Consider the following 19093-nt stretch of genomic DNA (forward strand, 5'->3'; position numbering starts at 1 on the left):
CACGTGTCCACCTGCTCGTGTCCGGACGGCCGGGCCGCGGTAAGGCGGCTCCCCGGCCGTCGCTAGCGTCTTCGTGTACATGGACCCTAACGCGCAGGTCCGGCGCGGCCATCCCGGTCCGAGAACTGTTCGCTGTGAGCGCAGGCACCGTTCCGGCTGGTCGCGTGGGGAGGCCCGAAGCCGTTGCGCCGGACGCGAACGGGCCCGTGCGCGCGCGTGCGCACGGGCCCGTTGCGGCGGTACGTCGGCCGGGCCGGGAGGGCGGTCAGCCCTCCTTCTTGTCCTCGGCCGCCTGCTCGGTCGCGGGGGCCTCGGCGGCGTCCCCGGACGTCTGGGCGGTCTCGGTGGCCTCGGCGGCCTCCTCGCCCTCGTCCTCGTCGTCCAGCTCGACGACCTCGCCGTTGCTGTCCTTCACCGTCACGGACTCGACGACCAGGGCCAGCGCCTTGCCGCGCGCCACCTCGCCGACGAGCATCGGCACCTGGCCGCCCTCGACGACGGCCTGGGCGAACTGGTCGGGGCTCATACCGGAGGACTGGGCACGCCGCATGAGGTGCTCGGTGAGCTCCTCCTGGCTGACGTTGAGCTTCTCCTTGGAGACGAGCTCGTCCAGCACGAACTGGGTCTTGATGCCCTTGACCGCCTGCTCCCTGAGCTCGGCGTCGAAGTCCTCCTCGCTCTTGTCCTGCAGCTGCAGGTACGTGGCGAGGTCCATGCCCATCTGGCCGAGCTGGTGGTTGACGAGGTTGTGCTTGCGGGTGTTGATCTCGTCCTCGAGGAGCTTCTCGGGGACGGGCACCTCGATGAGCTCGATGAGCTCCTCCAGCACCTTCTGCTGGGCCTCGGTGGCCTGCTCGTACTTCTTGTTCTGCTCCAGCCGCTTGCGGCTGTCGTCGCGCAGCTCGGCGATCGTGTCGAACTGGCTCGCCAGCTGGGCGAAGTCATCGTCGAGCTCGGGCAGTTCGCGGGCGGAGACGGTTTCGACGTCCACCTTGACCTCGGCCTCCTGGCCGGCCGCGGAGCCGCCCTTGAGCGTGGAGGTGAAGGTCGCGGTGCCGCCGGCCTCCAGGCCGGTGACCGCGTCGTCGATGCCCTCCAGCAGCTCACCGGAGCCGATGGTGTAGTCGATGCCCTTGGCGACACCGTCGGGCAGGACCTCGCCGTCGACCTTGGCCTCCAGGTCGAGCTTGACGACGTCGCCCTCGGCGGCGGCGCGCTCGACGGGCGACGTGGAGGCGAAGCGCTCACGGAGCTGCTCGACGGCCTGGTCCACGTCCTCGTCGGACACCTCGACGGCGTCCACGGTGACCTCGATGCCGGAGTAGTCCGGGATCTCGATCTCGGGCCGCACGTCCACCTCGGCGGTGAAGGCGAGCAGCTCGTTGTCCTTGAGCTCGGTGATGTCGACCTCGGGCTGGCCGAGCGGGTTCAGCTCACCCTCCTCGACGGCGCTCTGGTACAGCTTCGGCAGCGCGTCGTTGACGGCTTCCTCCAGCACCGCGCCCCGGCCGAACCGCTGGTCGATCACCCGCGCCGGGACCTTGCCCTTACGGAAGCCGGGCACGGTGACCTGCTGGTTGATCTTCTTGTACGCCGCGTCGAGGCTGGGCTTGAGCTCCTCGAAGGGCACCTCGACAGTGAGCCGAACCCGGGTCGGGTTCAGGTTCTCCACGGCGCTCTTCACGGTCGGTCTCCTTGGGGCTGACTGCTCGGGATGGTCATCCTCGCAACGCGCGGTGAGCACGTTCCTCGGACGCTCTGCGGACGTGCGCCAGACCTGCTCCGCAGGTCTGCCCTCAGGAGGTCTGCCCTCAGGCTGGGGCGCCCCGCATCCCGATCAGGAGACGTATCCCGGCGGGAAACACGGACACGACACAGGCACGCGCGTCTTTCATACTACGTGGTCGGGGTGGCCGGATTCGAACCGACGACCTTCCGCTCCCAAAGCGGACGCGCTACCAAGCTGCGCCACACCCCGCCGGTGCGACACGTAGGGTACATGGCGTACGATGCACTGCGTGCCGCACGGCGGTCGGTGACCACGTGTGAGGCGCTCGCGGGCGTAGCTCAATGGTAGAGCCCCAGTCTTCCAAACTGGCTACGCGGGTTCGATTCCCGTCGCCCGCTCACCGACGACCGCAGCCCGGGCCCGCGAGGCCCGGGCTGCGGTCTTTCGCGGGTCTTTCGTCGGTCTTTCGCGCGGCTCTTCGCGGCGCGGGCCCGCAGACCGGTGGCGTCCGGCTCAGAAGTTGATCGAGTTGATCGACCGGGCCACCGAGTCCAGGAGGTTCTGGATGGTCGGCGCCATGCCGCTGGAGGCGAGGAAGAAGCCGAAGAGCGCGGCGACGATCGCCGGGCCCGTTTTGATGGAGCCGCCGCGGATCATCACCACGAGGATGATCGCGAGCAACAGCACCACAGAGAGCGAAATGGCCACAACAGATCACACCTTCGGTCGGAACGCCTCGTCACCGGCCTGAGGGTGTCGGTCCGCTCGTGCACCCTCGCCCGCACCATCGTGCCACCAACCGGGTGAGCGCAGGAGCCCGTTGGAGCAGTGACGGTGTGAACGGGGCGCCAGGGCACCGGGAAGCGCGTGCGGTGGACGGGCGTGGCGGGGTCGGACACGCGCGAAGGCGAAAAGCGACGAAGTAGGGCTTAGCGGGAGCATCATCGTTCGCATGGTCACGGTGTGGACACGAAGTGAAGAATTTTTACCGCTCCAGGCAACCTGACGCCGCTCGTTTTCGTTTCCCTTCTATCCCGTCTATGGTGCGGTGGATGTTCCCCCCTGCTTCCGGGCGGACGGCGTCCCCCACCGCCCCGACCCAGACGTCCTCCACGGCGCGCGCACCGGAGGTCCGCGCGTCCGGCTCGCCGGCCGCCGAAGGGGCCGGGGGCAGACCGGCGAAGCAGCGCGACCCGTTCCTGGACAACGTCAAGTTCCTGACGATCCTGCTGGTGGGTCTCGGCCATGCCTGGGCGCCGTTGACGGGCGAGAACCGGAGCATCGCCGCCCTCTACATGTTCGTCTACGCCTTCCACATGCCGGCGTTCGTCCTCGTCTCCGGGTATCTGTCGCGGAGTTTCGAGGCACGCCCGGGGCAGGTGCGACGCCTCATCACCGGCGTCGCCGTGCCCTACGCGGTCTTCGAGGTCGTCTACACGCTGTTCATGCGTCAGATCGCGGACCCCGACCGCCCCTTGTCGTTCTTCAGCCCCGGGTACGCCCTGTGGTTCCTCGTCGCCCTCTTCATCTGGCGGCTCACCGCACCCGTCTGGAAGCTGCTGCGCTGGCCGCTACCCGTCGCGCTCGCGCTCGCCGCCGTCGCGAGCGCGACCCCGGGCATCGGGGGCGAGCTGAACCTCATGCGGGTCCTGCAGTTCCTGCCGTTCTTCGTGCTCGGCCTCCACCTGCGCCGTGAGCACTTCGACCTGGTGCGGACCAGGACGGCACGCCTCGTCGCCGCCCCCGTGGCCCTGGGGTTCCTCGCCTTCGCCTACTGGGCGGCGCCCGCGATGGACGACGAGTGGCTGCTCCACACGAGCTCCGCCCAGGAACTGGGCGCGCCCTGGTGGGCGGGTCCGGTGATGACCCTGGCGATCTTCGGCTGCGCACTCGTGCTGACGGCCTGCCTGGTGGCGTGGACGCCCGGCCGGACCACGTGGTTCACGGCGCTGGGAGCGGGCACGATCTTCGCGTACCTGCTGCACGTCTATCTCATCCAGGCGGCGCGGGAGTTCGACTGGTACGCGCTCTCCGGCGCCGACACCCCGCTGGGCCACCTCGTCATCTCCCTGCTGGCGCTCGCGATGATGACCGTCCTGTGCACCGAGCCCGTCCGGCGGGTCTTCCGACCCGTGGTGGAGCCGAGGATGGACTGGTTCTTCCGCGACGCACCGGGGAAAACCTCACCGGAAAAGGTGAACGCGACCGCGCGCTGAGGACGTTGCCCCCATCGGTCAGTCCCGGCAGAGCAGGAGCAGGGCCCGGTCGTCGTTGACGTCGCGGGCCACCCGTTCGATCAGGTGCCACGCCGCCCCGCGGAACCCGGTGACGATGTGCGTCTCGGCCGCGCCGGTGAGCCGGTCGATGCCCTCCGTCAGGTCCCGGTCGGGCGCCTCGACCAACCCGTCGGTGAAGAGCATGAGCACGTCCCCGCGCCGCAGCCGGCCCTTGGCGGGGTGGAACTCCGCCCCGTCCAGGACGCCGAGCAGCGGACCCTCGGCTGTCTGCGGCGTCCAGGTGCCCGCTCCGGCGCTCAGCTGCATCGCCGGCAGGTGCCCGGCGGACAGCAACTCGAAGTCGCCGGTGTCCAGGTCCAACACGAGGTGGACGGAGGTCGCGAAGCCCTCGTCCCACTCCTGGCGCAGCAGGTAGGCGTTGGCCGCGGGCAGGAAGGCGGGCGGCGGAAGAGAGCCGAGGAGGCCGCCGAAGGCACCGGAGAGCTGGAGCGCCCGGGACGCGGCGTCCATGCCCTTGCCGGAGACGTCGGTGAGCACGATCTCCAGGGTCCGCCGCTCCTTGCCCGTGCGGGCCGCCACGACGAAGTCCCCGGAGAACGACTGACCCCCGGCGGGGCGCAGGGACATCTCGGCATGCCAGCCGCGCGGCAGTTTCGGCAGTCTGCTCTGCACGCCGAGCCGCTCGCGCAGGTCGAAGAGCATGGTGCTGCCCCCGGTCCAGGGCACGCCCACCCGCATCCGGAACTGCGCGATGAGCAGCCCGGCCAGCCCCACGGCAGCCACCACGAGCACGGTGCCGGGCGTCACCCGTCCGGCCCCGTCGGTGTAGGGGCCCAGCACGACCGACTCCACGACCAGCGCGACGGCGGAGGCGGCGTACAGCGTCAGGAGGCTGACCGGGCGCAGCAGCAGCCCACCCGCGATGACGGGCAGGACCAGCGTCTCGGGGGCGACCCACAGCGGTTGGGCGACCGTGCCCCACGTGAAGAGGATCACGATGAGGAACAGCGTGCCGAAGATGAGGCGGTCCGAGCCGTGACCGCGGAAGGAGTCGACACCGGAGCGCCGCAGCCGGAGCCGGGCCCGGTGCCACGCCTTACGACTGCGGTCCGTGCGGGCCGCCTGCCCGGCCGAACCGGTACGTCCTGCCATGGATCGGGAGCCTATCCGGGTGTCCGGCGTGCGTCGATTCCGCACCTCAGCCCATGGTCATCCCGTTCGAAAATCGGATGCTCCGTTCGCATCGCCCTGGTACCTGTGGACGTATGACGACCGAGCTCCGGGCGATGGGCCCCGACGACTGGGACGCGTACTACGGCACGGTGATCCGGGCCTTCGGCGGTGATCCGCAGGAGCCCGCCGAGCGGAGCTCCTGGTACCGCGTGTGGGAGCCCGAGCGGTCACTCGCCGCGCTCGACGGCGACGACGTCGTCGGGACGGCCACCGCCTACGGCTTCCGGATGACCGTCCCCGGCGGCACGGCGGTGCCCTCGGCGGCGGTGTCCCTGGTCAGCGTCGCCCCCACACACCGCCGCCGGGGCGTGCTGACGGGCATGATGCGCCGTCAGCTGGACGACGTCCGGGCGGCCGGTGAACCGCTGGCGATCCTCACCGCCTCCGAACCGGCGATCTACGGCCGGTACGGCTACGGCGGGGCCAGCCGCCGGCTGCGTGCCACCGTCGACACGACGCGCGTCACCTTCGTGTCCCCGCCCGAGGCCGACGACGTCCGGCTGCGCCTGGTGGACCCCCGGAAGGCCCTGCCGGACTGCGAGGCCCTCTACGCCCGCCTGGTGCCCGGCCGGCCCGGCATGCTGACCCGGATCTCCGAGGCCTGGGCGCAGCGGCAGATCGAGGACCCGCCGGCGGAGCGGGGCGGTGCCTCACCTCTCCAGTGCGTGTTGGCCGAGCGGGACGGCGAGCTCCTCGGCTACGTGCGGTACGCGGTGAAGCCGCAGTGGGACGAGTCCGGCCCGTACGGGAGCGTCCAGGTGCGTGACCTGGAGGCGCTGGAGCCGGGCGCCCGCGCCGCCCTCTGGCGGTACCTGGCGGGCATCGACCTCACCGCGTCGATCGAGCTGGACAGCCGACCGGTCGACGACCCGTTCCAGCACCTCGTCTCCGATCCGCGCCGCTGCCGGCTGCGCGTCGCGGACCAGCTGTACGTGCGGCTCGTCGAGGTCGGTACGGCCCTGGCGGCCCGTTCCTACGGCGGCGCGCTCGACGTCGTGCTCGACGTCGCCGACGCCTTCTGCCCGTGGAACGCCGGCCGCTGGCGGCTGAGCGCGGACGCCGTGGGAGCCGTGTGCGAGCGCACCGAAGCCCCGGCCGATCTGGCCCTCGACGTCCGGGAGCTCGGCGCGGCCTACCTGGGCGGCGTTCCGCTGAGGGGGCTGGCCGAAGCCGGCCTCGTCCGGGAGCTGCGGCCCGGCGCGCTGGAGGCGGCCTCGACCGCGTTCCGGGCCACGCGGGCCCCCTGGTCGCCCTACGGCTTCTGACAGGCCGGGCACCAGAACAGGTTCCGCCCCGCCAGCTCCGCCGTCCGCACCGGGGTCGCGCACACGTGGCACGGCTGCGCCGCCCGGCGGTAGACGTACACCTCGCCGCCGTGGTCGTCCACGCGCGGCGGGCGGCCCATCGCCTCGGGCGTGTGCGCGGGGCGGACGGTGTCGATGCGGTTGTGCCGCACGCCCTCGGGCATCAGGGCGACGAGGTCGTCCCACAGCGCCCGCCACTGCGCCCGGGTGAGCTCCCGTCCCGGAAGGTAGGGGTGGACCCCGTGCCGGAAGAGCACCTCGGCCCGGTAGACGTTGCCGACGCCGGCCACGATCTTCTGGTCGAGCAGCAGCACGGCGATCGCGGTGCGGCTGCGCGCTATCCGCGCCCAGGCGCGGTCGGGGTCGGCGCCCGGCCGCAGCGGGTCGGGGCCCAGCCGGGCCGCGACGGCGTCCTTGTCCGCGTCGGTCACCAACGCGCAGCGCGTCGGTCCGCGCAGATCGGCGTAGGCGTCGGCGTGCGCCAGCCGCAGCCGGACGGTCGGGGGCGGGTCGACGCCGACCGGGTCGTCCGGCGTCCCGAAGAACACCTTGCCGAACAGGCCGAGGTGGACGTGCACCCAGCCGGTGCCGGGCCCGAAGCCCAGGAACAGGTGCTTGCCGACGGCCTCGGCCGTCCGCAGCGGGAGGCCGTCCAGCCGCCGTGCGGCGTCCGCGAACGTGCCCTGCGGGCTGGACGCGCGGACGACCCGGCCGCCGAAGCGCTCCCCGTAGTCCGCCGCCAGCCGGTGGATCGTGTGGCCCTCGGGCATGTCCGGCGCCGCGTCTCCCGCTCTCGGTGGCTCAGTCCTGCTGGGGGTGGTGGGCCGGGATCGGGGGCAGCTCGCCCGTCGCCTCGTAACCGGCCAGCTGCTCGATGCGGCGCTCGTGGCGCTCGTCACCGCTGAACGGCGTGGTGAGGAACACCTCGACGAAGCGGGTGGCCTCCTCGGTGGAGTGCATCCGCGCGCCGACGCTGATCACGTTCGCGTTGTTGTGCTCCCGGCCCAGGGCGGCGGTCTGCTCGCTCCAGGCCAGCACCGCCCGCACGCCGCGCACCTTGTTGGCGGCGATCTGCTCGCCGTTGCCCGAGCCGCCCACCACGACGCCCAGCGCGTCGCTGTCCGCGGCGGTGCGCTCGGCGGCCCGCAGGCAGAAGGGCGGGTAGTCGTCGGCCGCGTCGTAGAGGTGCGGGCCGCAGTCGACGGGCTCGTGGCCGTTGGCCTTGAGCCACTCCACCAGGTGGTTCTTCAGTTCGTAGCCGGCGTGATCGGAGCCGAGGTAGACGCGCATGGGCACGAGTCTGACACGCGGCGGCGGGCGTGGGGGCTCCGGGGCGGCGCGCCCGCGAAGCACGCGCCGGGCCTCCGTAGACTGGCGGACGTGAGCGACACCCCCGGCACCCCAGGCAGTACAGGACCAGAAGGCGACCCCTTCGGGAGCGACCCGTTCGAGGAGTTCGAGGAGATCGTGGGGGAGGAGACCCAGCGCGATCCCGACCTCGCGGTGATCGAGGCGGGCAGCCGCACGCTGCGCACCCAGGCCGGATCGCTCGCCGCCGACGACGTGCCCGCCCGCCCGGCGGATCCGGAGACCGACCGCGCCCTGCGCGCGGTGGAGCAGGAGCTGCTCGACCGCTGGCCGGAGACGCGGCTGGAACCGAGCCTGGACCGCATCCGGGCGCTCATGGACGTCCTCGGGGAACCGCAGCGCTCCTACCAGTCCGTGCACATCACCGGGACGAACGGCAAGACGAGCACCGCCCGCATGATCGACGCGCTCCTGCGGGCGTTCGAGCTGCGCACCGGGCGGTACAGCAGCCCGCACGTGCAGTCGATGACCGAGCGCATCAGCGTCGACGGGACGCCGCTGCCCGCCGAGTCCTTCATCCGCACGTACGAGGACACCAAGCCCTTCTTCGACCTGGTCGACGCCACCCAGGAGCACCGGCTCTCCTTCTTCGAGGCGCTGACGGGCATGGCCTACGCGGCGTTCGCGGACGCGCCGGTCGAGGTCGCGGTGGTCGAGGTCGGCATGGGCGGCAGCTGGGACGCCACCAACGTCATCGACGCCGGCGTCTCCGTCGTCACCCCGATCTCCCTCGACCACACCGAGCGGCTGGGTGGCACACCCGCCGAGATCGCCCAGGAGAAGGCCGGCATCATCGCGCCCGACGCGACGGTCGTCCTGGCCCAGCAGCCCGTGGAGGCGGCGGCCGTCCTCATGCGCCGGGCCGCCGAACAGGGCGCGACGGTCGCCCGTGAGGGGCTGGAGTTCGGGATCGTCAGCCGGGAGGTCGCCGTCGGCGGTCAACTGCTGACGCTGCGCGGGCTCGGCGGCGAGTACCCCGACCTGTTCCTGCCGCTGCACGGCGCGCACATGGCGCACAACGCCGCCGTGGCCCTGGCCGCCGTCGAGGCGTTCTTCGGCGTCGGGGCCGAGCAGGGGCGCACGCTCGACGTGGACACCATCCGCACCGCCTTCGCCGCCGTGACCTCGCCCGGCCGTCTCGAACTCGTGCGCTCCAGCCCCTCCGTACTCCTGGACGCCGCGCACAACCCGGGTGGTGCGCGCGCCACGGCGGAGGCGGTCTCCGAGGCGTTCGGCTTCAGCCGGCTCGTCGGCGTCGTCGGGCCGAGCGGTGACAAGGACGTGCGCGGCGTGCTGGAGGCGCTGGAACCGGTGCTCGCCGAGGTCGTCGTCACGCGCAACTCCACCCCCCGGGCGATGGACGTGGACGCCCTGGCGGCCCTGGCCGTCGAGGTGTTCGGCGAGGAGCGGGTCCAGGTGGAGCCGCGGCTGGACGACGCGCTGGAGGCGGCCATCACCCTGGCCGAGGAGGAGCACGAGTTCTCCGGGGCCGGGGTGCTGGTGACCGGGTCGGTGATCACCGTCGGCGAGGCCCGGCTGCTGCTGGGGAAGGACCACTGATGCGGACGCTGTGTGCTTCCACGCTGCTGGCGGAGTTCTTCGTCATCGGCTTCGCGGGGCTCGTCGCGATGCGGCTGACCGACCACGGAACGGCCACCGTGTGGACCGTCTCGGGCGTCGCCATGGCGCTGTGCCTGCTGCTGTGCGGCATGCTCGGCCGCCCCGGCGGCGTCCAGCTCGGCTGGGCCCTCCAGGTCGCGCTGATCGCGAGCGGCTTCGTGGTGCCGACGATGTTTGTCCTGGGTGCCGTCTTCGCCCTCCTGTGGTGGGTGTCGATCAGGGTCGGGACGACGGTGGACCGGGCCAAGGCGGAGCGGGCCGCCGCGTCGCCGCCGGCTCCCTGACGGGCGTCCGCGGGCGCCCGACCGCGTTCGTTGTGTAGCCTCAGCGCGTCCCCCCGCGCCCGTGACGCCCCCGAACGGGCCCGACAAGCAAGGAGCGGCCCATGAGCCAGCGCACCCTCGTCCTCCTCAAGCCCGATGCGGTCCGGCGCGGCCTGATGGGCGAGATCATCGGCCGCCTCGAAGCCAAGGCGGGCTGGACGATCACTGCGCTGGAGCTGCGCACGCTGGATCGGGCCACTCTGGAGCAGCACTACGCGGAGCACGAAGGACGGCCGTTCTACGCGCCGTTGCTGGAGTTCATGACGTCGGGCCCGTCGGCGGTGATGGTCGTCGAGGGCGAGCGCGTCGTCGAGGGCGTGCGGGCGCTGGCCGGTCCCACGGACCCGATCCAGGCGGCTCCGGGCTCCATTCGAGGGGATTTCGGAACAATTGTCCGGGAAAACCTCATTCACGCCTCGGATTCCGCCGAATCCGCCGAACGTGAGATGAAGATCTTCTTCCCTCAGGGCGCCTGAATCCTTTTCTGGCGGTGTGTCAGCTGAGCCACCGCCACCTCACGCCTCGCGGAGGCGGCCGGGTCCGTTCGGCCGCCTCGTGCATATTCGTCGCCCGCAGCGGGAACGAATCACCCGGACGCGACGTCACCAGGGGTAGGTCCGGTCGTCGCCTGCACCACAATGGCGGGGGAACCCGATCCTCGTAGTTCGAATCATCGCGACTACGATGGAGGCCTCCGGAAGACCCTCCGCGATCCGCAGCGCTTCCTGCCCTCGTGCCTGCTCATCCACTTCGCTCCTGCTGGAAGGCCAGACGTATCCTCATGGCGAACAACATGTCGTTCATCGGCCGTGACATGGCGATCGACCTCGGGACCGCGAATACGCTGGTGTACGTCAGAGGGCGCGGAATTGTCCTCAACGAGCCGTCCGTCGTCGCTATCAACACCAACACCGGCGGGATTCTCGCCGTGGGTGCGGAGGCGAAGAAGATGATCGGCCGCACCCCGGGGAACATCGTGGCGGTCCGCCCGCTCAAGGACGGCGTCATCGCCGACTTCGAGATCACCGAGCGGATGCTGCGCTACTTCATCCTGAAGGTGCACCGGCGCCGTTACCTCGCCCGCCCCCGCGTCGTCATCTGCGTGCCCTCCGGCATCACCGGGGTCGAGCGCCGCGCGGTCATCGAGGCGTCCACGCAGGCGGGCGCGCGGCAGGTGCACATCATCGAGGAGCCGATGGCCGCCGCGATCGGCTCGGGTCTTCCGGTGCACGAGGCGACGGGCAACATGGTCGTCGACATCGGCGGCGGCACCACGGAGGTCGCCGTCATCTCCCTCGGCGGCATCGTCACCGCCCAGTCCATCCGCGTCGCGGGCGACGAACTGGACAACGCGATCATCCAGCACGTGAAGAAGGAGTACAGCCTCCTCCTCGGCGAGCGGAGCGCCGAGTCCATCAAGATCACCATCGGGTCCGCCTACGACCTCGAGCAGGACGAGCACACCGAGATCCGCGGCCGTGACCTGGTCAGCGGCCTCCCCAAGACGGTCGTCATCTCGGCCGCCGAGGTGCGCAAGGCCATCGAGGAACCGGTCAACTCCATCGTCGACGCCGTCAAGACGACGCTCGACAAGTGCCCGCCCGAGCTGTCGGGCGACGTGATGGACCGCGGCATCGTCCTCACCGGCGGCGGCGCCCTGCTGCGCGGCCTCGACGAGCGGCTGCGGCAGGAGACGGGCATGCCCATCCACATCGCCGAGGACCCGCTGGACTCGGTGGCGCTCGGCTCCGGGAAGTGCGTCGAGGAGTTCGAGGCGCTCCAGCAGGTCCTGGACTCACAGCCGCGCAGGTGACCGTGGAGACCGGACGGCGGGTGACCGTACGCCCGTCCGGGTCATACCGGTGGACAGCGCACCGGATCGCACCGAAGGTCCTTAAGGCAGACACGGTTCCGACAAGGGGAAGGCACGGCAGTCGCACGTGAGGGACTCCCGAGAAAGCCGGCTTCTGCTCATCCTCCTCGTAGCCATCGCGTTCGCACTGATCACGGTGGACATGAGGAGTGGTGAGAGCTCGCCGCTCGACAGTGCCCGGGAAGGCGCCGCTTCCGTCTTCGGGCCGGCGGAGAACGCCGTCGCCGGCGCGGTCGACCCGGTGGGCAACGCCATAACGGCCGTCCGCGAGTCCGGCGACCGGCACGACCGGCTGGCCGCCCTGGAACGCGAGAACGCCGAGCTCAAGACGCGGCTGGGCTCCGAGGACCGCCGCGACTCCCGCGCCGCCCAGCTGGACAAGCTCCTGCGGACGGCGGCCGTCGGCCAGTACGGCGTCAAGGGCGCGCAGGTCATCGCCATCGGAGCCGCCCAGGGCTTCTCCTGGACCATCACCCTCGACGTCGGCAAGCGCGACGGCATCACCACCGACATGACCGTGCTCAACGGCGACGGACTCGTCGGCCGCGTCACCACCGTCGGCCCCACGACGTCGACCGTACTGCTGGCCACCGACCCCGACTTCACCGTCGGTACCCGGCTGGAGGGCAACGACGAGCTCGGGTTCGCCACCGGACGCGGCGACAGCTGGCTCACGGTGCAACTGCTGAACAGCAAGGCCGACGTCAAGAAGGGCGACCGCATGGTCACCTTCGGCTCCAGCGGTGACCGGCCCTTCGTGCCCGGCGTCCCCGTCGGCAAGGTCGTCGAGGTACCCCCGACGACCGGCGGCCTCACCCGCACCATCCGGGTCGAGCCCTACGTCGGGTTCAGCCGTCTCGACATCGTCGGTGTCGTCGTCGAACCGCCCCGTGAGAACCCCCGCGACACCGTGCTCCCCGATCCGCCCGAGGCCGAGCCGACCCCCACCGTCACGGTGACCGTCGGACCGGACGGCGAACCGCTGGAGGAGGGCGCCGAGGGCCAGGACGGTCTGGAGGGCCAGGGCGGCCAGGACGAACTGGACCCGCAGGGGCCGCGGGGCCCTCAGGAGACCGAGCCCGACGGCTCGGCCGACCCGGACGCCGTCGGCAGGGACACCGAGGAAGTGGCCGGCGTGGTCGGGGCCGACGAGGGAGTGGAGTAGCCGATGCGCTTCAACCGCATGCTGCTGTCGGCGACGCTGCTCGTCGTGGCCCTGGTCCTGCAGGTCACCGTGCTCGCCCGGCTCCAGCTTCCCGGCGCCACCCCCGACCTGCTGCTCCTGACGGTGCTCGGCCTGGCCCTCGTCTACGGCCACACCAGCGGCGCCCTCATCGGCTTCACCGCCGGGCTCCTGGCCGATCTGGCACCTCCCGCCGACCACGCCGTCGGCCGCTACGCCCTCGTGCTCTGCGTCGTCGGGTACGTCGCCGGGCTGACGAAGCCGGAGAGCGGCCGGCACCGCAGCGCCACCCTGCCCATGCTCGTCGTCGCGGGCGCCGCGCTCGCCTCCACGCTGCTCTACGCGGGCGTGGGCGCACTCGTCGGCGACGGCGCGGCACGCCACGTGGGCCTGGGGGGACTGCTGTTCACCGCGACGCTGTACGACCTGCTGCTCGCTCCCTTCACCGTCCCGCTCGTCATGGCACTGGCCCGCCGCGCGGACCCCGACCCCATCGGCGAGGCCGCCGGTGGCGCCGGCACGGCGGGGGAGAGCGGCTACGGGCCGCTCGCCGCCGGAGCGGGCGCGCTGTCCCGCGGCACGGTGGGCGGCGGACGGTTCGGCAAGCGCGCCGGTCTCGGGCGTCGCCCGGGCCGGGGCGGCTGGGCCTGGGCCGGTGGCGGCGGGGGCGGCGGTCGTGGGCTGCTGGGCCGCTCGCTGCGGACCCGGGCGGGACGCATCAAGGGAGTCAAGCGGCTGTGACGGGGAGGGCCTCATGAGCAACATTCCGGAGACCGGGCGCACGTCGCGCGTCACCATCCGCCTGATCGCCATCCAGATCCTCGTCTTCTCGCTGATCCTCACGCTCGGCGGCCGGCTGTGGTACCTGCAGATCCGCAACGGCGACGAGTACCAGGAGGAGGCGGCGGGCAACCACGTCCAGCAGGTCGTCCAGCCCGCCCCGCGCGGCACCCTCTACGACGCGCGCGGCGTCCCCCTCGCCGACACCGAGACCCGTCTGGTCGTCTCCGCCAGCCGCACCGAGCTGATGAAGATGCGCGACGACGGGGAGGCCGTCCTCGGCCGCGTCGCCGAGGTCCTGGGGATGAGCGAGGAAGAGGTCGCCCACAAGGTGCGGCTGTGCAACAACGAGACGCCCCAGCCCTGCTGGAACGGCTCCCCGTACCAGCCCATCCCCATCACCGACGAGGCCACCACCCAGCAGGCCCTCACCATCCGCGAGCGCGGCGAGGACTTCCCCGGCATCACCGCCGAACCCGCCGCCGTCCGCCGTTACCCCGCGCCCTACAAGGCCAACACCGCCCAGGTGCTCGGCTATCTCTCGCCGGTCACCGACGACGAGGTGCAGAAGGCCAAGGACACCGACTCGCCGCTCCTGCGCTCCGACCAGGTCGGCCGCTCCGGCCTCGAACGCTCCTACGACACCCAGCTGCGCGGCGACGCGGGCGTCCTGCGCTACGAGGTGGACAAGCTCGGCCGCGTCCTCGGCATGGCCGACAGCGACGAGCCGATGGCCGGATCCTCCGTGGTGACCAGCATCGACTCCCGGGTGCAGGCGGTGGCGGAGTACCAGCTCAACCAGGCGATGGAAACGGCCCGCGAGCAGACCGACTCGATCACGGGCCGCCCCTACGAGGCGGACTCCGGCGCCGTCGTCGTCATGGAGTCCAAGACGGGCCGGATCGTGGCCATGGCCTCCCAGCCCGACTACGACCCGAACGCCTGGGTCGGCGGCATCGACGCCGAGCAGTACGCCGAGCTCACCGGGGAGAACTCCAACTACCCCCTGCTCAACCGCGCCATTCAGGGGCAGGCGGCCCCCGGCTCGATCTTCAAGGTCGTCTCCTCGATGGGGGCCGTCAACGCGGGCTACCCCTTCAACGACACCTACTCCTGCAGCAGCTCCTACAGCCTCGGCAGCCACAGCTTCGCCAACTTCGAGTCCACCGGCCACGGGCCCATCACCCTCGGCAAGGCGCTGGAAGTCTCCTGCAACACCGTCTTCTACCGGCTCGGGCACACCGAGTGGCGCAAGGACGGCGGCTCCAAGGCGAAGCCCGGCGAGGCCGACGAGCACCTGTACCGGGCGGCCAAGGACTTCGGCCTCAGCAAGAAGACCGGCATCGACCTGCCGAACGAGGTCACCGGCCGCATCCCCGACCGCCAGTGGAAGCAGGACTACTGGGAGGCGAACAAGGACAGCTGGTGCAAGCAGGCCAAGGCCGCCAAGAAGACCGGTGACGAGCAGAAGGACTACGTCGCCAAGCTCGCCCGCGAGAACTGCGAGACGGGCATGCAGCTGCGGGCGGGCGACAGCATCATCTACGCCATCGGCCAGGGCGACATCCTCGTCACCCCGATCCAGATGGCGACCGGCTACGCGGCCATCAGCAACGGCGGGACCCTGTACGACCCGACCGTCGGCAAGGCGATCGTCAGCCCCGACGGCCGCGAGGTCGAGATGATCGAGCCCAAGGCCCACGGCAAGCTGCCCGCCTCCAAGAAGACGGTCTCCCAGATCGACCAGGCGCTCCAGGACGTCGCCACCCGGGGTACGGCCTCCTGGCGCTTCACCACCTGGCCGCACGACGAGATCCCGATCCACGCCAAGACCGGCACCGCCCAGGTCTACGGCAAGCAGACGACGTCCTGGCTGGCCACGTACACCGACGACTACACGATCGTCATGACGATCTCCCAGGCCGGCACCGGCTCCGGCGCCTCGGGTCCGGCCGTCCGCAACATCTACGACGCGATCTACGGCGTCGAGGAGGACGGCTCCATCGACCGGAAGAAGGCCCTGCTGCCGGAGCCCGAGAAGGATCTGCCGAAGATCAGCCCGACCGGCACGGTGCAGTCGGAGCGCACCGACCCCAAGCTGGTGAAGTTCTGGCGTGAGGCGGAGTTCAGCTGATGAGCGTCCACTCCTTCGACAGCGGCAGCGTCGGACCGCCCAAGAGCCTGTGGTCCCGCCTGACCGCCCGCGGCTCGCTGGCCCGGCGGCTCGACTGGCCGCTGATGCTCGTGCCGCTGCTGCTGTGCGCCATCGGTGCGCTGCTCGTCTGGTCCGCCACCCGCAACCGCACCGAGCTGACCGGCGGTGACCCGCAGCAGTTCCTCTACAAACACGTCGTCAACACCGCCATCGGCGTCGCCCTGGCCATCGGCGTCGTCTGGATAGGGCATCAGCGGCTGCGCTCGCTCATGCCGGTCCTCTACACGCTCGCCCTCGTCCTGATCGGCCTCGTCTACACCCCGCTCGGCGCCACGATCAACGGCGAGCGTGCCTGGCTGAACCTCGCCCCGGGCCTGCAGATCCAGCCCTCGGAGTTCATCAAGGTCACCATCATCCTCGGGATGGCGGTGCTGCTGTCGGCGAAGGTCGACGCGGGCGACCGGGAGCATCCCGACCACCGCACCGTCGTCCAGGCGCTGGCCCTGGCCGCCCTTCCCGTCGCCGTCGTGGGGGACCTCGGGCAGGTCATGGTGTGCGTGGTGATCATCCTGGGCGTGCTGCTCGCCTCGGGCGCCGCGAACCGCTGGGTGTTCGGATTGATCGTCACCGGCGCCGCCGGTGCCGTCGCGGTGTGGCTGTTCGGACTGCTCGACGAGTACCAGCTCAACCGCTTCGCGGCCTTCGCCAACCCCGCCCTCGACCCCTCGGGCGTCGGCTACAACACGAACCAGGCCCGCATCGCCATCGGCTCCGGCGGCCTCTTCGGCACCGGCCTGTTCGAGGGCTCGCAGACGACCGGCCAGTTCGTGCCCGAGCAGCAGACGGACTTCATCTTCACCGTGGCCGGTGAGGAGCTCGGTTTCGTCGGCGGTTCCCTCATCCTGCTGCTGCTCGCCGTCCTCCTGTGGCGGGCGTGCCGCATCGCACGGGAGGCGACCGACCTCTACAGCACGATCATCGCGGCGGGCATCGTGGCGTGGTTCGCCTTCCAGTCCTTCGAGAACATCGGCATGTCGCTGGGCATCATGCCCGTCGCCGGGCTGCCCCTGCCGTTCGTCTCCTACGGTGGTTCGTCGATGTTCGCCGTCTGGATCGCGATCGGCATGCTCCAGTCCGTCCGCATACAGCGCCCGCTGTCGGCCTGAGCCGCACCACGCCCCGCGCGGCGGGGGCACGACGGGTGCGGGACGGCGGTCCCGCCGGACGGGTTACGCTGGAGGATCACCGCGGTGCCACGCCGTGGCCCGCGCCCCCACGGCGGGGCCGTCGGCTCCACGCGCCCGGTGGCCCGCCAGCACGGTCCGTATCAGCACAGCCCCGTACCCGAGGACACCACCCATGCCTGTCGAGTCGGTCTTCCCGCGCCTGGAGGCCCTCCTCCCGCACGTCCAGAAGCCGATCCAGTACGTCGGCGGCGAGCTGAACTCCACGGTCAAGGAGTGGGACGAGGCCGACGTCCGCTGGGCGCTGATGTATCCGGACGCCTACGAGGTCGGCCTGCCCAACCAGGGCGTCATGATCCTCTACGAGGTGCTGAACGAGCGCGAGCGCGTCCTCGCCGAGCGGACCTACAGCGTCTGGCCGGACCTGGAGGCGCTGATGCGGGAGCACGGCGTGCCGCAGTTCACGGTCGACGCGCACCGGCCGGTCGGCGCCTTCGACCTCTTCGGCGTCTCCTTCTCCACCGAGCTCGGCTACACGAACCTCCTCACCGCGCTCGACCTGGCCGGCATTCCCCTGGACGCCGCCGAGCGCACCGAGGATCACCCGATCGTGGTGGCCGGCGGCCACGCCGCGTTCAACCCCGAGCCCATCGCGGACTTCGTGGACTGCGCCGTCATCGGCGACGGCGAGCAGGCCGTCCTGGAGATGACCGAGATCGTCCGCGCCTGGAAGGCCGAGGGACGTCCGGGCGGCCGGGACGAGGTGCTCACGCGCCTCGCGCGGACCGGCGGCGTCTACGTGCCGCGCTTCTACGACGTGGAGTACCTGGCCGACGGCCGGATCTCCCGCGTCGTGCCGAACCGCTCGGGCGTGCCGTGGCGGGTCTCCAAGCACACCGTCATGGACCTCGACGAGTGGCCCTACCCCAAGCAGCCGCTGGTCCCGCTCGCCGAGACCGTGCACGAGCGCATGTCCGTCGAGATCTTCCGGGGCTGCACCCGGGGCTGCCGGTTCTGCCAGGCCGGCATGATCACCCGGCCGGTGCGGGAGCGCTCGATCACCGGTATCGGCGAGATGGTCGACAAGGGCCTGAAGAACACCGGCTTCGAGGAGGTCGGTCTCCTCTCCCTCAGCTCGGCCGACCACAGTGAGATCGGCGACGTCGCGAAGGGCCTGGCCGACCGGTACGAGGAGGACAAGATCGGTCTGTCCCTGCCCTCCACCCGCGTCGACGCGTTCAACATCGACCTGGCCAACGAGCTGACCCGCAACGGACGCCGCTCCGGCCTCACCTTCGCCCCCGAGGGCGGCAGCGAGCGCATTCGCAAGGTCATCAACAAGATGGTCTCCGAGGAGGACCTGATCCGCACGGTGGCCACCGCCTACGGCAACGGCTGGCGCCAGGTGAAGCTCTACTTCATGTGCGGCCTTCCCACCGAGACCGACGAGGACGTCCTCCAGATCGCCGACATGGCGACGAAGGTCATCGCCAAGGGCCGCGAGGTCTCCCGGTCGAACGACATCCGCTGCACCGTGTCCATCGGCGGGTTCGTGCCCAAGCCGCACACGCCCTTCCAGTGGGCGCCCCAGCTGTCCGCCGAGGAGACCGACTCCCGGCTGGGCAAGCTGCGGGACGCGATCCGCGCCGACAAGAGGTACGGCCGGTCCATCGGCTTCCGCTACCACGACGGCAAGCCCGGCATCGTCGAGGGACTGCTGTCGCGCGGCGACCGCCGCGTGGGTGACGTCATCCGCGCGGTCTACGAGGCCGGCGGACGCTTCGACGGCTGGCGTGAGTACTTCAGCTACGACCTGTGGATGGAGTGCGCGGCGAAGACCCTGCCCGGCCACGGCGTCGACGTCGACTGGTACACGACCCGCGAGCGCACCTACGAGGAGGTGCTGCCCTGGGACCACCTCGACAGCGGCCTCGACAAGGACTGGCTGTGGGAGGACTGGCAGGACGCCCTCGACGAGACCGAGGTCGAGGACTGCCGCTGGACGCCCTGCTTCGACTGCGGCGTCTGTCCGCAGATGGACACCTCCATCCAGATCGGCCCGACCGGCAAGAAGCTGTTGCCGCTGACCGTGGTGAAGTAGCGG

The 19093-nt window shown here is 71.1% G+C and carries 16 protein-coding genes and 2 tRNA genes; 12 read left to right on the forward strand and 6 right to left on the reverse strand.

Annotation, left to right across the window (positions count from 1 at the left end; genetic code table 11):
• Window positions 1-265: 265 nt before the first annotated feature.
• Both tig and V6D49_RS19535 read right to left on the reverse strand, forming a co-directional pair.
• Window positions 266-1684: a trigger factor gene (gene tig / locus V6D49_RS19530; RefSeq protein WP_340561521.1), complete on the reverse strand. Its 1419-nt coding sequence runs from the start codon at window positions 1682-1684 to the stop codon at window positions 266-268.
• A 217-nt stretch (window positions 1685-1901) separates the two neighbouring features.
• Window positions 1902-1978 (reverse strand) — tRNA-Pro (locus V6D49_RS19535).
• A 78-nt stretch (window positions 1979-2056) separates the two neighbouring features.
• Between V6D49_RS19535 and V6D49_RS19540 the strand changes: the two genes are divergently transcribed.
• Window positions 2057-2127 (forward strand) — tRNA-Gly (locus V6D49_RS19540).
• A 115-nt stretch (window positions 2128-2242) separates the two neighbouring features.
• Here V6D49_RS19540 and V6D49_RS19545 read toward each other — a convergent pair.
• Window positions 2243-2437, reverse strand: coding sequence for a hypothetical protein (locus tag V6D49_RS19545; RefSeq protein WP_340561523.1), 195 nt, complete (start codon window positions 2435-2437; stop codon window positions 2243-2245).
• Between the two features lie 344 nt (window positions 2438-2781).
• On the opposite strand from V6D49_RS19545, the gene V6D49_RS19550 reads away from it, so the two are divergent.
• Window positions 2782-3945, forward strand: coding sequence for an acyltransferase family protein (locus V6D49_RS19550; RefSeq protein ID WP_340561525.1), 1164 nt, complete (start codon window positions 2782-2784; stop codon window positions 3943-3945).
• Between the two features lie 18 nt (window positions 3946-3963).
• Here V6D49_RS19550 and V6D49_RS19555 read toward each other — a convergent pair whose 3' ends face one another.
• Entirely contained in the window at window positions 3964-5118 is a 1155-nt protein-coding gene (locus tag V6D49_RS19555; protein ID WP_340561526.1) for a PP2C family protein-serine/threonine phosphatase, read from the reverse strand.
• Window positions 5119-5231: 113 nt separating this feature from the next.
• Here V6D49_RS19555 and V6D49_RS19560 point away from each other — a divergent pair, with 113 nt between their 5' ends.
• Window positions 5232-6464 (forward strand): GNAT family N-acetyltransferase, encoded by a 1233-nt coding sequence (locus V6D49_RS19560; RefSeq protein ID WP_340561527.1) that lies wholly within the window; start codon window positions 5232-5234, stop codon window positions 6462-6464.
• Here the strand turns inward: V6D49_RS19560 and V6D49_RS19565 are convergent.
• Both V6D49_RS19565 and V6D49_RS19570 read right to left on the reverse strand, forming a co-directional pair.
• Window positions 6452-7273 (reverse strand): Fpg/Nei family DNA glycosylase, encoded by an 822-nt coding sequence (locus V6D49_RS19565; protein ID WP_340561529.1) that lies wholly within the window; start codon window positions 7271-7273, stop codon window positions 6452-6454. The two genes, V6D49_RS19560 and V6D49_RS19565, sit on opposite strands and share 13 nt — an antisense overlap.
• A 31-nt stretch (window positions 7274-7304) precedes the next feature.
• A complete protein-coding gene (locus V6D49_RS19570) occupies window positions 7305-7793 on the reverse strand; it encodes a ribose-5-phosphate isomerase (RefSeq protein WP_340561531.1) in 489 nt (162 codons plus the stop codon).
• A gap of 90 nt (window positions 7794-7883) precedes the next feature.
• Here V6D49_RS19570 and folC point away from each other — a divergent pair, with 90 nt between their 5' ends.
• The 9 genes from folC to V6D49_RS19615 all read left to right on the forward strand — a co-directional run bounded on the left by folC (window position 7884) and on the right by V6D49_RS19615 (window position 19090).
• Window positions 7884-9431 carry a bifunctional tetrahydrofolate synthase/dihydrofolate synthase gene (gene folC, locus V6D49_RS19575; protein WP_445330554.1) on the forward strand — a complete coding sequence of 516 codons (1548 nt, stop codon included), beginning with the start codon at window positions 7884-7886 and terminating at the stop codon, window positions 9429-9431.
• Window positions 9431-9775 carry a DUF4233 domain-containing protein gene (locus V6D49_RS19580; RefSeq protein ID WP_340561533.1) on the forward strand — a complete coding sequence of 115 codons (345 nt, stop codon included), beginning with the start codon at window positions 9431-9433 and terminating at the stop codon, window positions 9773-9775. Before folC ends, V6D49_RS19580 begins: the two co-directional genes overlap by 1 nt.
• 101 nt (window positions 9776-9876) lie before the next feature.
• Window positions 9877-10290 carry a nucleoside-diphosphate kinase gene (ndk, locus tag V6D49_RS19585; RefSeq protein ID WP_340561534.1) on the forward strand — a complete coding sequence of 138 codons (414 nt, stop codon included), beginning with the start codon at window positions 9877-9879 and terminating at the stop codon, window positions 10288-10290.
• A gap of 317 nt (window positions 10291-10607) precedes the next feature.
• The gene (locus V6D49_RS19590; RefSeq protein ID WP_191208269.1) at window positions 10608-11627 is read left to right on the forward strand and encodes a rod shape-determining protein; all 1020 of its coding nucleotides are present in this window, start codon (window positions 10608-10610) and stop codon (window positions 11625-11627) included.
• A gap of 127 nt (window positions 11628-11754) precedes the next feature.
• On the forward strand, window positions 11755-12852 hold the full coding sequence (mreC, locus tag V6D49_RS19595) for a rod shape-determining protein MreC (protein ID WP_340561536.1): 1098 nt from the start codon (window positions 11755-11757) through the stop codon (window positions 12850-12852).
• Window positions 12853-12855: 3 nt separating this feature from the next.
• A complete protein-coding gene (gene mreD, locus V6D49_RS19600; RefSeq protein ID WP_340561537.1) occupies window positions 12856-13611 on the forward strand; it encodes a rod shape-determining protein MreD in 756 nt (251 codons plus the stop codon).
• 13 nt (window positions 13612-13624) lie between these two features.
• Complete coding sequence (gene mrdA, locus V6D49_RS19605) at window positions 13625-15784, forward strand: penicillin-binding protein 2 (protein WP_340561539.1); 2160 nt, start codon at window positions 13625-13627, stop codon at window positions 15782-15784.
• Window positions 15784-16971: a rod shape-determining protein RodA gene (gene rodA / locus V6D49_RS19610; RefSeq protein WP_340561541.1), complete on the forward strand. Its 1188-nt coding sequence runs from the start codon at window positions 15784-15786 to the stop codon at window positions 16969-16971. Before mrdA ends, rodA begins: the two co-directional genes overlap by 1 nt.
• A 193-nt stretch (window positions 16972-17164) precedes the next feature.
• On the forward strand, window positions 17165-19090 hold the full coding sequence (locus V6D49_RS19615; protein WP_340561543.1) for a TIGR03960 family B12-binding radical SAM protein: 1926 nt from the start codon (window positions 17165-17167) through the stop codon (window positions 19088-19090).
• Window positions 19091-19093 lie beyond the last annotated feature (3 nt).

Source organism: Streptomyces sp. GSL17-111 (assembly GCF_037911585.1).
Classification (GTDB): Bacteria; Actinomycetota; Actinomycetes; order Streptomycetales; family Streptomycetaceae; genus Streptomyces.

Excerpts from the sequence above, each read along its gene's own strand:
- V6D49_RS19550 (WP_340561525.1), top strand. The coding sequence starts at position 2,782 with ATGTTCCCCCCTGCTTCCGGGCGGACGGCGTCCCCCACCGCCCCGACC.
- V6D49_RS19555 (WP_340561526.1), bottom strand. The coding sequence starts at position 5,118 with ATGGCAGGACGTACCGGTTCGGCCGGGCAGGCGGCCCGCACGGACCGC.
- V6D49_RS19560 (WP_340561527.1), top strand. The coding sequence starts at position 5,232 with ATGACGACCGAGCTCCGGGCGATGGGCCCCGACGACTGGGACGCGTAC.
- V6D49_RS19565 (WP_340561529.1), bottom strand. The coding sequence starts at position 7,273 with ATGCCCGAGGGCCACACGATCCACCGGCTGGCGGCGGACTACGGGGAG.
- V6D49_RS19570 (WP_340561531.1), bottom strand. The coding sequence starts at position 7,793 with ATGCGCGTCTACCTCGGCTCCGATCACGCCGGCTACGAACTGAAGAAC.
- V6D49_RS19580 (WP_340561533.1), top strand. The coding sequence starts at position 9,431 with ATGCGGACGCTGTGTGCTTCCACGCTGCTGGCGGAGTTCTTCGTCATC.
- ndk (WP_340561534.1), top strand. The coding sequence starts at position 9,877 with ATGAGCCAGCGCACCCTCGTCCTCCTCAAGCCCGATGCGGTCCGGCGC.
- V6D49_RS19590 (WP_191208269.1), top strand. The coding sequence starts at position 10,608 with ATGTCGTTCATCGGCCGTGACATGGCGATCGACCTCGGGACCGCGAAT.
- mreD (WP_340561537.1), top strand. The coding sequence starts at position 12,856 with ATGCGCTTCAACCGCATGCTGCTGTCGGCGACGCTGCTCGTCGTGGCC.
- mrdA (WP_340561539.1), top strand. The coding sequence starts at position 13,625 with ATGAGCAACATTCCGGAGACCGGGCGCACGTCGCGCGTCACCATCCGC.
- rodA (WP_340561541.1), top strand. The coding sequence starts at position 15,784 with ATGAGCGTCCACTCCTTCGACAGCGGCAGCGTCGGACCGCCCAAGAGC.
- V6D49_RS19615 (WP_340561543.1), top strand. The coding sequence starts at position 17,165 with ATGCCTGTCGAGTCGGTCTTCCCGCGCCTGGAGGCCCTCCTCCCGCAC.